Origin of the sequence: Bacillus sp. UNC125MFCrub1.1, assembly GCF_000701305.1 — a bacterium.
Lineage (GTDB): Bacteria > Bacillota > Bacilli > Bacillales > Bacillaceae > Bacillus > Bacillus altitudinis.
Map to the genome: position 1 here is coordinate 42251 of NZ_JNIG01000014.1, position 13306 is coordinate 55556.

General features: G+C 40.4%; 16 protein-coding genes and 1 rRNA gene. 1 reads left to right on the forward strand and 16 read right to left on the reverse strand.

Features of this window, described 5'->3' with window-relative positions; genetic code table 11:
* Window positions 1-189 precede the first annotated feature (189 nt).
* Window positions 190-957 carry a TatD family hydrolase gene (locus N521_RS12340; protein WP_017359325.1) on the reverse strand — a complete coding sequence of 256 codons (768 nt, stop codon included), beginning with the start codon at window positions 955-957 and terminating at the stop codon, window positions 190-192.
* An 81-nt stretch (window positions 958-1038) separates the two neighbouring features.
* Window positions 1039-3039 carry a methionine--tRNA ligase gene (gene metG / locus N521_RS12345; protein WP_008341884.1) on the reverse strand — a complete coding sequence of 667 codons (2001 nt, stop codon included), beginning with the start codon at window positions 3037-3039 and terminating at the stop codon, window positions 1039-1041.
* Between the two features lie 519 nt (window positions 3040-3558).
* Here metG and N521_RS12350 point away from each other — a divergent pair.
* Window positions 3559-3849, forward strand: a complete 291-nt coding sequence (locus N521_RS12350; protein ID WP_087975202.1) for an AbrB/MazE/SpoVT family DNA-binding domain-containing protein — start codon at window positions 3559-3561, stop codon at window positions 3847-3849.
* A 44-nt stretch (window positions 3850-3893) separates the two neighbouring features.
* Here the strand turns inward: N521_RS12350 and rsmI are convergent, their stop codons facing one another.
* The 14 genes from rsmI to rrf form a co-directional block, all read right to left on the reverse strand.
* A complete protein-coding gene (gene rsmI / locus N521_RS12355) occupies window positions 3894-4775 on the reverse strand; it encodes a 16S rRNA (cytidine(1402)-2'-O)-methyltransferase (RefSeq protein WP_008341890.1) in 882 nt (293 codons plus the stop codon).
* A complete protein-coding gene (locus tag N521_RS12360; protein WP_035391562.1) occupies window positions 4750-5049 on the reverse strand; it encodes a GIY-YIG nuclease family protein in 300 nt (99 codons plus the stop codon). Before N521_RS12360 ends, rsmI begins: the two co-directional genes overlap by 26 nt.
* A complete protein-coding gene (locus N521_RS12365; RefSeq protein WP_017359328.1) occupies window positions 5036-5779 on the reverse strand; it encodes a tRNA1(Val) (adenine(37)-N6)-methyltransferase in 744 nt (247 codons plus the stop codon). The genes N521_RS12360 and N521_RS12365 overlap by 14 nt, the downstream gene beginning before the upstream one ends.
* A gap of 55 nt (window positions 5780-5834) precedes the next feature.
* Window positions 5835-6188, reverse strand: a complete 354-nt coding sequence (yabA, locus tag N521_RS12370; protein WP_007496228.1) for a DNA replication initiation control protein YabA — start codon at window positions 6186-6188, stop codon at window positions 5835-5837.
* Window positions 6189-6202: 14 nt separating this feature from the next.
* On the reverse strand, window positions 6203-7030 hold the full coding sequence (locus N521_RS12375) for a competence/sporulation regulator complex protein RicT (RefSeq protein WP_007496230.1): 828 nt from the start codon (window positions 7028-7030) through the stop codon (window positions 6203-6205).
* Between the two features lie 2 nt (window positions 7031-7032).
* A complete protein-coding gene (holB, locus tag N521_RS12380; RefSeq protein ID WP_007496231.1) occupies window positions 7033-8022 on the reverse strand; it encodes a DNA polymerase III subunit delta' in 990 nt (329 codons plus the stop codon).
* 11 nt (window positions 8023-8033) lie between these two features.
* The gene (locus N521_RS12385) at window positions 8034-8474 is read right to left on the reverse strand and encodes a YaaR family protein (protein WP_035391564.1); all 441 of its coding nucleotides are present in this window, start codon (window positions 8472-8474) and stop codon (window positions 8034-8036) included.
* A gap of 12 nt (window positions 8475-8486) precedes the next feature.
* Entirely contained in the window at window positions 8487-8816 is a 330-nt protein-coding gene (locus N521_RS12390; protein ID WP_012008640.1) for a cyclic-di-AMP receptor, read from the reverse strand.
* Window positions 8817-8895: 79 nt separating this feature from the next.
* A complete protein-coding gene (gene tmk / locus N521_RS12395) occupies window positions 8896-9534 on the reverse strand; it encodes a dTMP kinase (protein WP_007496237.1) in 639 nt (212 codons plus the stop codon).
* The gene (locus tag N521_RS12400; RefSeq protein ID WP_035391566.1) at window positions 9531-10937 is read right to left on the reverse strand and encodes an aminotransferase class I/II-fold pyridoxal phosphate-dependent enzyme; all 1407 of its coding nucleotides are present in this window, start codon (window positions 10935-10937) and stop codon (window positions 9531-9533) included. The genes tmk and N521_RS12400 overlap by 4 nt, the downstream gene beginning before the upstream one ends.
* Before the next feature lie 77 nt (window positions 10938-11014).
* A complete protein-coding gene (locus N521_RS12405; protein WP_035391569.1) occupies window positions 11015-12076 on the reverse strand; it encodes a toxic anion resistance protein in 1062 nt (353 codons plus the stop codon).
* Between the two features lie 21 nt (window positions 12077-12097).
* Window positions 12098-12712: a 5-bromo-4-chloroindolyl phosphate hydrolysis family protein gene (locus N521_RS12410; RefSeq protein ID WP_017359333.1), complete on the reverse strand. Its 615-nt coding sequence runs from the start codon at window positions 12710-12712 to the stop codon at window positions 12098-12100.
* Between the two features lie 129 nt (window positions 12713-12841).
* On the reverse strand, window positions 12842-13033 hold the full coding sequence (locus tag N521_RS12415; RefSeq protein WP_017359334.1) for a sigma factor G inhibitor Gin: 192 nt from the start codon (window positions 13031-13033) through the stop codon (window positions 12842-12844).
* Window positions 13034-13203: 170 nt separating this feature from the next.
* Window positions 13204-13306: ribosomal RNA gene (gene rrf, locus N521_RS12420) — 5S ribosomal RNA — on the reverse strand; the annotation flags it as partial.

The window sequence follows — 13306 nt, forward strand, 5'->3', positions numbered from 1 at the left end:
CAAAACCTGTCAACCCTTCCACCCACTGTACAAAAATGCTCGATTGTAAACCTATTATGGGAGATTTTTGGAAGGAAGGGAAGAAAGACTTATCGACAACTTATCCTATGAAGAGGCGCAAACGTGTAGAACTTTTTCGTTATGTTTCATAATTGGACAAGCTTAAACAAGGATTGACATCATATACTGTCAGTTTATACGGAAAACTTTTTTCGCATTTTCTGTTGTCAATGCAGCAAGCTCTTCAAAGCTTATTTCTCGCAATTCAGCAATTTGTTCTGCGATATATTTCACATAGCTCGGCTCATTTCGTTTCCCTCTAAATGGCGCTGGAGTTAAATACGGGCAGTCTGTCTCAATCAGAAGACGATCACTTGGAATATCCTTTACAACTTCTTTCGGTTTTTTCGCATTTTTAAATGTCACAGGTCCACCGAATGAGATATAAAAGTTCATTTCCATACACGCTTTTGCAATTTCGAGGCTGCCAGTAAAGCAGTGCATAATTCCTCCGACTTCTGCCGCTCCTTCTTCTTTTAAGATCGTCACTACATCTTCCGTAGCGTCACGGTTATGAATGATAATTGGCAGATTCACTTCTTTTGCAAGAGCAATTTGACGTCTAAAGACTTCTTTTTGCACATCTTTTGGCGACTTGTCCCAATAGTAATCTAGACCCATTTCTCCAATGGCAACAACCTTTTCATGCTGAGATAATTCTTTGATCCAAGCCAAATCTTCATCTGTCATATCAATGGCATCAACAGGATGCCAGCCGATGGCTGCATACATAAAATCATATGCTTCAATTAGCTCCATCGCTCTCGTAATGGTTGGACGATCAAACCCGACCACTACAATCTTCTCTACTTTTTCACTTTTGGCTCTTTCAATCACCTGCTCTAAGTCTTCATTATATTGTTCAGCATTTAAGTGGGCATGTGTATCAAATAACATGGTTGATTGCTCCTTTCGACAATTCTTCTGAAAAACAAAAGGTGTTCGACGAAATGTTACACGTGGAACACCTTTGTTAAATTATAAAATTTTCGTTCCATTTGCTAGAGATTGATCTACTTCAAGAACCTGCAATTTACCACCAGTTTCTCCAGTTAAAATCATTCCCTGGGAAATTTCCCCTCTTAGTTTAACTGGTGTGAGATTCGCTACGCAGACGAGCTTCTTCCCTACCAATTCTTCTGGTTGATAATGCTTGGCAATCCCTGAGACAATTTGTCTCTTTTCAAATCCAAAATCAAGCTGAAGCTTTAAGAGACGGTCAGCCTTTTTCACTGGTGCTGCTTCCAATACTTGTGCTACACGAAGGTCAACTTTCGAAAAATCATCGAAGGCGATTTCGGCACCCAGCTCAGGTAATTCAGTTTCTTCTATTTCAACTGTCTCTTCTTCTACCTTAGGCGCACTTCCCTGCATCTTCTCTTTAATGTATGCCACTTCTTCTTCAACCTCTAAACGAGGGAACAATGGCTCACCTTTTTGTACCGTCGCTTTTTGGATCGCACCGAAAGAAAGAATACTTTCCCAGCTTTTGAGTTTCTCTTCTTCAATTCCAAGCTGGAAGAAGATTTTCTCAGGTGTTTTTGTTAAGAATGGTGTTAACAATACAGCTGTGATTCGAAGTGATTCTGCTAAATGGTACATCACAGAATGCAGTTCTTTTCGTTTTGTTTCATCCTTTGCTAACACCCAAGGAGCTGTTTGATCAATATATTTATTCGTTCTGCTGATTAATGTCCAAACATTTGAAAGAGCCACCGAGAATTCGAGGTTTTCCATCGCTTCTTCATAGGCTTTCACCGTTTGTTCAGCTACAGCTTTTAGTTCCTCATCAAACTCATTGACTGGTCCCTTATAGCTGCTTAATGTACCGTCGAAGTATTTTTGCACCATCGCCACTGTACGATTAAGCAAGTTTCCTAAATCATTGGCAAGGTCATAGTTTACACGTTCCACGAATCCTTCTGGTGTAAACACACCGTCTGCACCAAATGGTACTTCGCGTAGCAGGTAATAACGAAGAGCATCAAGACCATAGCGATCAATTAACGTAACAGGATCTACTACGTTCCCTTTTGATTTAGACATTTTGCCATCTTTCATGAGTAGCCAGCCATGTGCAAAAATTTGTTTTGGCAACGGCAGATCAAGTGCCATCAGCATAATTGGCCAGTAAATTGTATGGAATCGTACAATTTCTTTCCCAACTAGATGTACGTTGGCAGGCCAATATTTTTTATATTTTTCATCTTGATCGGTTCCGTAGCCAATCGCTGTTAAGTAGTTGAATAACGCATCAATCCATACATAGATGACGTGCTTCGGATTATTAGGTACTTTAATGCCCCAATCAAAGGTTGTTCTTGATACAGCTAAATCCTCTAACCCCGGTTTAATGAAGTTATTAATCATTTCATTCTTTCTTGATTCAGGCTGAATGAACGACGGGTTCTTTTCGTAATAGTCTAGTAAGCGATCTGCATACTTACTCATACGGAAGAAATATGATTCCTCTTTAATCAATTCAACAGGGTGTCCACTGTCTGGGCTTTTCCCTCCAATGACTTCCCCTTTCTCATTTCGCTCAACATCAACAAGCTGTGTTTCCGTATAGAATGTTTCATCAGGAATACTGTACCAGCCCTCATATTGATCTAAATAAATATCTCCTTGATCAAGCAGCTTTTGGAAGACTTGTTCAATGATTTTCGTATGTCTTTTTTCCGTTGTACGAATGAAATCATCGTTGGAAATGTCGAGTTTCTTCCATAATGATTTAATGTCAGCAACGACCGGATCTAAATACTCAATCGGTGTAATATTTTGTTCTTCAGCTTTTTGCTGAATTTTTTGTCCGTGCTCATCAGTACCCGTTAAATACATCACATCATAGCCTTGCAGACGTTTATATCGAGCCATGGCATCCCCTGCCACTGTCGTATAAGCATGTCCAATATGTAATTTTCCGCTCGGATAGTAAATTGGTGTAGTCAGATAAAACGTTTTTTTCTTTTCCGGCATGTCGGAACCTCCTGCTTGTGTGTAAATGTCAAAAACTCCCGCCCAATGGACGAGAGCGGTCATCATACTTCATTAAAATGTGTCAGATCATTTCATTATGTTTTGCACTTGTGCTTTCTCTATGATACCATCTTAGCCTTTAAGATCAAGCATATATACATAGAACAGATTGAAATGAACGAAAAAGATGAGTTTTTCGAAAAAAACGACAAACCGCTCGACATTTTGTCGAATATTGTCGTATGAAATCTATTTCCAGATTTACAATTGGCTAAATTAGGGCAAAAGTCTTGTTAATCTGTTATCGTCATTTTTCATATTTTTATAGATAAATTCTGAAAAATCCTTATACACCGGTAGTTTCAAGGTCCTTTGACTTTAAGAGTCATATTTTACAAACAATAGTAAACAAAATGATTGACGATTTATGGAAACCTTGTTATGCTAGGAATGTAAGGAATTTGTCGAATAATGACGAAGATAATATTATATTAAGAATAAGAACTTTTTGGGAGGAGAATGAAGATGAAATCTACAGGTATTGTACGTAAAGTTGACGAATTAGGACGCGTGGTGATTCCAATCGAGCTTCGCCGTACGTTAGGAATCGCAGAAAAAGACGCTTTGGAAATTTATGTTGATGATGAAAAAATTATCCTAAAAAAATATAAACCAAACATGACTTGCCAAGTAACAGGTGAAGTATCAGACGATAACCTTAAACTTGCTAATGGTAAATTAGTTCTTAGCCGTGAAGGTGCAGAGCAAATCATTAACGAAATCCAAAACCAACTTCAATCACAAAAATAAGTTTTATATAAAAAGGTTCTTGCACCGTTTGCAAGAACCTTTCTTTATTGTTCAATATGATACGCATCATAGATCGTCCGCTTTGGCACACCACGTTCGACCGCAGTACGTTTAATGGCCTCTTTTGACGTTAACCCTTCCTCTATGTAATGGATCACGTGCTCTTTTTCAGATAAAGAATTCCACCAAGCTTCTTCATTCAGTTCTTCTTCATCCTGATCATTTCCTTGTACGACGAGACAGAACTCACCACGGATTTGTTGTTCTGTCACCCAAGTCAGCGCGTATTCTAAATCTCCACGAATAAACTCTTCAAATTTCTTTGTCAGTTCTCTCGTAATGGCAATATTCCGGTTCCCCCACACCTCTTTCATCACAGTCAGCGTTTCTTTTAACCGATGGGGCGCTTCATAGAAAATAATTGTTTCTTGGCGTTTCTTCAATGCTTCCAGCTGTTTTTTCTTTTCCTTTTTTTGACGATCAAGAAAACCGTAAAAGAAAAATGGCTGTGGTGCGATTCCTGACGCAATGAGCGCCGTAAGTGCTGCGTTTGCACCAGGTAACGGAATGACATAGCCTCCGATGTTCGTAAAGTCTCGAACCACTTCGGCTCCTGGATCAGAGATCGTCGGTAAACCGGCATCGCTCACGAGTGCAATGTTCTTTCCTTCTTTTAACCATTCGATTAACTTGTGACCACTGCTATCTTTGTTATGTTCATGATAACTCGTTAATGGGGTATCAATTTCATAGACATGACAAAGCTTTTTCGTTTGTCTCGTATCTTCTGCGGCAATATAGTCTACATCTTTTAACGTTTGTATCGCTCGAAATGTCATATCTTCTAAGTTTCCAATCGGGGTTGGTACGAGATAAAGAATACCCATTTCTGATTGACCATCAAAGCTTTTTTGTGTCTTTTTCATGTGCCGCCTCCTTTTTGATTCGCTTTTCTTCTATATACATGTCCTTTTTTCGACGTGTCCACGTTTTGAAACGATATTCCTGTTGCATGGCTTCTCTTTTGGTTAAAAAGCATTCGTGGTAATAGAGTTCCACCGGCCGTCTAGCTCTCGTATACTTTGCACCCTTCCCACTATTATGGGCAGTCAGCCTTTTTTGTAAGTTATTTGTATACCCAGCGTACAAACTGCCATCTGCACATTTCAATACATAGAAATAATGACTATGCTTCTCCATACAGTATCGTCCTGATTTCTTTTGTATACTCTTGGTCTTCTCCATAAACAAAAAGCGGCGGGAGGATTTTCAAATCCGGTTTTCCATCTTTCATCCCTTCCACTAAAATGGTATTCGCTTCTTTTCCCTGTTTCGGATATACAAATTGAATTCGTTTTGGCTCAATTCGATATTTCTTCATCATTTCAACAATCTCAAGCAGCCGTCCAGGGCGATGAACCATTGCCAGTTTGCCTCCTTGCTTTAGCAAAGTGGAAGAAACACGAATGACATCTTCTAATGTACAATGAATCTCATGACGTGCAATCGCCAAATACTCATTTTCATTGATTTCATCCTTAGAAGGAGTCTTAAAATATGGCGGATTACAAGTAATCACGTCTACTTTGTGGTTTCCGTACCGTTTAGGCATATCATTTAAATCACCATGGATCAACTCAATCTGCTGCTCCAGTTGATTATGCGCCACACTTCTCTTTGCCATATCAAACAGACGTTCTTGAATTTCAACCCCTGTAATAGAGGCTTTAGATCTCGTCGAAAGCAGCAATGGAACGATGCCATTTCCCGTACAAAGATCAATAATCTCCCCTTTTTGAATCGGCACATACGCAAATTTTGCTAATAACACTGCATCCAATGAAAAGGCGAACACCGTTTTACTTTGAATAATTTTCATATCTTCTGCAAGCAAGTAGTCTAAACGTTCATCTTCTCTTAACGAAACCATGATGTATCCTTTCTTTTCCTGTGAAAAAGGCTCCCGATTCAGCGGAAGCCTTTTCTCATTTTTTATTTAAAAATGACAGACAGAACAAACAGTCTCCCTCTTTCCGAATGCTCCCATAATGTACATTACAAATATGGAAGCCCTCCTGATATAAACGAGCTAGGTTATCATGACCTTCTCCTATATCAGAATGACTTGGCTTCTGGGCAGAATCATGCTCTGCCTCAGACGATTTATCTCGATCGGATTGATCCAGACGTTCACGCAAGTGCTGATTCTCCATCTGCAGCTGATGATTTTCTTCAATCACTTCACCGATATGATTTTTCAAATCACCTAGCTGGCGATAAAGAGAACCGATTTGTTCTTCTAAATTAATCACCGTATCAAATAGTTCCTTTTTATCCAAGGTGGCACACCTCGTTACTCAGTTGTTTGTGCAGATACAACGCCTTCTTGTAATAATTCTTCCCAAGTATATTCTATCACTTTTTCTTGCCCGGTTAATTCAACTTGCAAAATTCGTTCTAAAATATTAAGCCCTACTACCTTTGCAGAGCCATTAGACGTCTGAATCGTTTCACCGATGTCCGGTAATTGTTCTTTTGCTGTTTCGTACTCATCATTCTCATATTTCAAGCAGCACATTAAACGGCCGCAAAGCCCTGAAATTTTGGTAGGGTTTAACGAGAGGTTTTGATCTTTTGCCATTTTAATGGACACAGGTTCAAAATCTCCTAAGAAAGTTGAACAGCAAAGCATACGTCCACACGGACCAATGCCGCCTAGCATTTTTGCCTCGTCTCTTACACCGATTTGACGAAGTTCAATTCTCGTCTTAAAAATAGATGCAAGATCCTTGACCAGCTCACGGAAATCTACTCTGCCATCCGCTGTAAAATAGAAGATGACCTTGTTGCGGTCGAATGTAAATTCGACATCCACCAGCTTCATTTCCAGGCCATGTTCACTTACTTTCTGAAGACATGTGTCAAAGGCTGCCATCGCTGCTTCTTTGTTCTCCTCAACGATGAGCCGGTCTCGTTCGTCTGCGACGCGAATCACCTTACGCAAAGGGAGAACCACATCGTGTTCATCTACTTTTTTATTGGCGATGACCACTTGCCCGTACTCAACACCTCTAACCGTTTCTACAATGACACAACTATCATTTTCTATATGAAATCCATTAGGATCGAAATAATAGATTTTGCCCGCTTTTTTAAAGCGAACACCAATTACGTTGTACAAGCTTATCCCTCCTGCAACATCAACACCAATTGCTCCATTAGCCCTTGGGCATTCACGTTGGATTGAAGTCTCTTTTTCGCTTCTAATACAGCAAGGATCTGATTCGTCACCATCTGCTGTGTGGAATGCAGCGCGTGCTGCTTCATTGTCTGGAATAAGTCTTGATAAATGACTTTATCTTCATTTCCTATTTGAATCGACAATACATCACGATATATAAATAAAAGCATATCAAGACCAGTTTCTTGAAGGTCTTTCTCTTTGAAAAAAGGCATCCATTGATCTTGTATATAAAAAAATGCATGTTCTTTTCGCTGGTGTAAGACTTCATACAATTTTATCACTTTCGCTCTAGACTCTGCAAACTGATCATTTCGACTTAATTCGAGTGCTTCTGCTAAATTATTGGTTAAATTCGACAAAAGCCTTGCGAGGTCCTGAGACACGCCTTCTTGTAAAAGCTGCTGCTCCAAAGATTGCGGCTGCAGCGGCTGAAAGCTAAGCATCTGACATCTTGAAATAATCGTATCCAGCATTTTATGCGATTGTTCAGTGATTAAAACTGCCATCGTTTCCCGGTTGGGCTCCTCTAGGAACTTTAATAAACTGTTCGCAGCATTGACCGTCATTTTGTCCGCATGGAGAATGATATACATTTTCCGATGCGATTCTACGCCTGCTTTTGTAAATTCCTCCTGCAAAGCCTGCACTTGTGCCTTCTTAATTGATTGACCGTCAGGCTGCACTAGATGTAAATCTGGATGGTTGCCAGACTGAATTCTTTTGCAGTTTTGACAGGACTCACATGGTTTCACTCCTGCTTCCAAACAAAAAAAGCTCTTCGCTAAAAGCATCGCAGCATCTAGCTTTCCTGTCCCTTTTTTTCCTTCGAATAAGTAAGCATGAGCCAGTCGGTCTTTATCAATACTATTAAAAATCAGCCGCATGACGCGCGGCTGCAACTCATTCATGTCATCCCAGCTAATTGCCATGTTATCACTCTCTATGTGTAAAGGTTAATCAATAAACCTTTTATTTCTCCAATACGTTCAAGCAAATCAATCGAGGGTTTCTCCTGATTCATCATATCCTCTGTTAACTCAATCAGCTTTTCATCTAATGCTTTGACTAAAGCGAGTGTTCGCGTGTTGCCATAAATGTCAAAGCTCCTTGATGTCTCTATATTTAATCCATTATCGACTGTTTCTTTTACAAAGCGTTTCACAAGTCCTTTAAACCTAGCCAAATCTTTAAGGTTTCGTGACTTTGTCAGTTTCTTGCCGAAGACTTCGATATCGCTCAGCATGACTGTCAGCTGCTCTAAACGCAGTTTACCGCTTTGTGTCTCCATCGATGATTTAAACGATGCTGAAGTTTGGCTTCCTTTCATCGCTTGAAGTTCACGCTTTTCTAAAAGCAGCCGCATATCTTGATTAATTTTCACAGCAACCCATCCTTAAAATTGATGAAATTGTTCAACTGGCAGAATAAAAACGGTAGCTCCACCAACTTCAACCTCAACAGGGTATGGTACATATGAATCTGCATTTCCACCCATTGGTGATACAGGCGCGATCATTTGATCACGTTTGCGGCAATTTTCCTTGATTAGCTGTAACGCTTTATCCACTCGGACATCATCGCAACCAATGATAAAAGTCGTATTCCCAGACTTTAGAAATCCACCAGTCGAAGCTAATTTTGTCACGCCGAATTGATGTTCGGTCAATATTTTCAATAACTTGCTGCTATCTTGATCCTGTACAACGGCAACAATTAATTTCATTTGAATGGCCTCCTTCATTTTAGGCACAGGTGACATGCCGATGTCTTCCTCTATATTATAACAACGATTGGGAATGAGGTCATATTTGATTTTTCTTTAATGTGTCCTGAATCAGTTGAAACACTTCATTAAAGACATCCTGAACAGGCTGAGACGCATCTACTACACGGAATCGTTCTGGTGATTGCGCAATCAGAAGCTCATATCCTTCTCTGACCATTTGATGAAAATTCAGTGTTTCCATGTCTAATCGATTTTTTTCTCTTCCTTGATTGGCATCAATTCGCTTTAGACCTTCCTCTGGTGTAATGGAAAAGTAAATGGTCATTTGTGGCATCGTGCCATCAATGGCGAAATCATTAATGGATTTGACTTCTTCAATCCCAAGCCCTCTCGCATAGCCCTGATAAGCAAGGGAGCTGTCGACAAAACGATCACATAAAACAGTTTCCCCCCGCTTCAATGCCGGTTCTACTTTTTCAGCCAAATGCTGCCTTCTAGCTGCTGCATAAAGCAGTGCCTCTGTTTTTGCGTCCATTTTTGTATTTTTTTCATTTAAAATCACTTCACGAATTTGCTCTGCAATGTCAATGCCTCCGGGCTCACGTGTCGCCATCACTGCATAGCCTTGACGTTCCATTTCTTCGTACACTTTTCGAATCACTGTCGTTTTTCCAGCACCCTCAGGCCCTTCAAACGTAATAAACATACCGCTCATAGTGTCTCCTCTTCTATATAAACATATAATTTTCTCTGGTGAATCACCTGACTTGCTTGCACATGAACTTGATGCCCAAGCAAACGGCTTAACGTCGCAATTTGATCTGATTCAATCGGTTCTCCTTTAATCATCAAAGGAATGCCAGGCGGATAGGGAATGACCGATTCTGCACTAATCCGGCCAGCTGCTTTTTCGAATGGAACAGCTTCTACATCTCGCTTCTGCTGATCGTGCTCTAAGAAGAGCGTTCCCGTTTGAGGCTCTTTTTTTACAAGCAATGAATCACTTTGCTGAAGAGCCTGCTCTATAGCTGTAAAAGGAACGTCCTTTTTCTGTCCTAGACCAAAAACGAGTAAGACTTGATGTTCATCCGCAAGTTCTGGGTGAACCTCCACCGACTCAAGCACCTTTTTGAGTTCATAGCCTGTCAGCCCTTTTGTTGAACGAATGACACATTTTAATGGATCCATAGGTAAAGAGTCAGACTCAACCACTTCGAGATTGGAGATCATATTGAACTGTGCTTTCAGATTTGCCAAGTCTCTCATGATTTCGTCCATTAACCCTTTTCCCTTCAACTCCTCCACATAAGCTCTCGCCACATCTAACGAAGCCATAATTGGATAGGAAGGTGAACTGCTTTGAAGCATCGTTAATAACGTCTTTATCCGCTTCACATCCATTCGGTCTCCTTGAAGATGGAGATAAGACCCCATCGTCATTGCCGGAAGGGTTTTATGTGCTGATTGTACCACCACGTCTGCTCCATAGGAAAGGGCAGAAGGAGGAAAGGCACCGCCTAATACAAAATGAGCACCATGTGCCTCATCAACTAATACAATGATGCCAGCTTCATGACACATTTGAATGAGTCCTGATAAATCAGCTGCATGTCCGTAGTAGTTCGGATATGTCAAAACGATTGCCCGGCAGTTAGGATGTGTCGCCATAGCTTGTTTGACTGTTTCCTCCGTCACATGAGTTGGGACGTGCAAGTGCGGATCACTCTCGGTTTCTAGCATAATAGGCGTCGCTCCCGCAAGCTCAATCGCATGGAACACAGACTTATGACAATTTCGCTGAACGAAAATGCCCTCCCCAGCCTGACACGCAGACATCACCATCGCCAAATTGCCAACGGTTGTGCCATTTACAAGGAAATAACTTTGTTTAGCTCCATATAGCTTTGCCAATAAACCCTCTGCCTCTTGAATCACCCCAGTCGGATGGTGAAGATCATCTAGACCTTCAAGTTCTGTTACATCCAGCTGAAGAATGGATGCATAATAGGACCGTGCCTCATCAAAAAAGACATCTCCATTGTGATGTCCCGGAACGTGAAAAGAATAGGGCTTCTTTTCCGCATGTTGTGATAATGCTGTATATAAAGGTGTTTTCAAACAAATCGACCCTTTTCACTTAAACGATATCTTATATCTATTATAACGTTCAAACAAGTGAACTGAAAGATGGATTCTCATTCCTTTATTGGTTTATGATTCACCAGCTTCTGCTCTGCCTCATGCATGCTACTTTTTAATTGAGCTCGTTCTTGGCTCCCATGTTCTTTTACCTGCAACGTTTCCCGCAATGTTTCGGCCAATTGGCGCTGAACTTTTTTCAACGTATCTATAGGCGTTAAGGATGCATCTTCAAGCAGCTGTCCTTGCTGCTTCGATACCTGTTCATATGTTTGCTGGATACGCTGCTCAAGCGCTGAATTGGCTCGCTGCTGAATATGATTGAACGCAATCGACATTTGGTTGATCCATAAAGGAATTGATGCGGAAACAGTTGATTGAATATGATTGGCTAAAGTATGGTTTGTATGCTGAATCATTCGAATTTGGGCATTACATTGCAGTGCGATTTGACGGCTCAACAACAAATCATACTTCCGTTCTTTTAATCTCTCCATATATTCTTCTTCATCGACTTCCCGACTCATCAATTGTTCCTCTAATCTCCGATCATGTGAATGTGATTCTGTTAGGGCATGTTGCTCTAACAGAATCAATTTTGCTTCAACTGCTGCAACCTGTAACGTCATCTCTTGAAAGTATGATTGATTTTCTTCAAATAAACGCTCTAATAACTTATGGTCCGAAATTAGCACGCCTCTTGCGTAACGAAGCCTTGCTGACAATCTTTCTATCTGTGCTTCCGCTTGTTTAAAACGAGATATGATCTCCTGAGTCGAACGCTTTTCTCGCTGAAACAACCTTGAAAAAAAGCCTCGCTTCTTTGGCAATAAATCCTCTGGCTCCACTAAATGCAGTTGCTGTAAAAAGGACTCGAGAACATCTCCGATTTGCTCAATATCTTTTTTCTCCACATATTGCATCATTTGTTTTGATTGTTCTAACAATCGTTCCTGCACACGTGTGCCATAGAAAAGCAGTTTTTGTGGATGGTCAGGGATCTTCTCAGCTCGCTGTAGCGCCTCCTGCTTTTCCTCATCAGATAAGGTATCAAACACCCGAAACGGAAGATCTGTAGTAGATGGGGCTGGTGGTATGACTGGATCTTCTGGTTTCATCGAGTTTGACTCCTTTCATATCTATTTTTTAATCATTTTATCGGCCACTTCAAGTTCAATATGAAGTGCTTCTATATCTCTTCCTAAAACTTGCTGTAAATCATTCGTTAATTGCTTTTGCAGTTCAGTCAGCGTGACTCGAGTTTGGCTTAATGTCATTTCAAGCTCATGGCTACGATTCGGCTGATTATACAGCAGTGCATATTTCTCAGTTAATTCAACAACAGAATCCAAACTCTCAAAATAAAACCGCTGTGCATCATAAAACCGGTTCGGTTCCTTTTTTGTTATCGTATAGATGCGTCGTGCAAGCCGAAGAATTTCATAATTATGCTTGATCGTCTGTACGTTCTTCACAGCAAATAAAGCTTTCTTCAAACGAACCAGCTTTTGCCCAGCTTCTTTTAAGTGCTGTTTAATATATACATAATCACTGCGAGACAGTCCGTGTTTCTTCAAAAACAACTGGAAGGCAGCCCATCGGCTTCCTGCAAACATCACACCCCACCCAATCATCGCATACAGTATCGACAATCCAACATGATGATGGAAAACACCAATACTGACAGTTAAAATCACCAGCGAAAAAAGAGTAGAGAGAACGGCCCATACAAATGTGTAAAAAATTGATTTCATGTTCATCGACTCCTATGAATAATCAGGCTCTCTGTTTATCTTATTATTTATTACGGTTGATGTCCAAACTAAGTTCCAAAAAACAGGCCCAATCACCGATTGCCCATAAAAAAAAGACCATCTAATGGTCTATGAATACAAAGGCGGCGTATGAAGATTTTTAAGCTTTCTTACATAATCAGCATAACTAGGATCCGAGGTTGATGTCGAAATTAACTTCCGTTCACAATCTCGGCATAAAAACTGATGATATAAATAAATTCCCTTTGTTTTTTTCTCTTCACAAATCAAACAAATTGCTTCTCGCTCTTTTTTGCTCATTGTGACACCTCCACTTATAGCTTCAGTATGCCCTAGCGCTTTCAATTGTATACAAAATTAAGAATGTTTTAGATGATAGTTTAGTATATGTATCCATGCCAGATCGAGTGTTTGTTCCTTTTTTAAAACACAAAAAAGACCAGTTCCGATTGGAACTGATCCTTTGAAAAGCTTGGCGGCGTCCTACTCTCACAGGGGGAAACCCCCAACTACCATCGGCGCTGAAGAGCTTAACTTCCGTGTTCGGTATGGGAACGGGTGTGACCTCTTCGC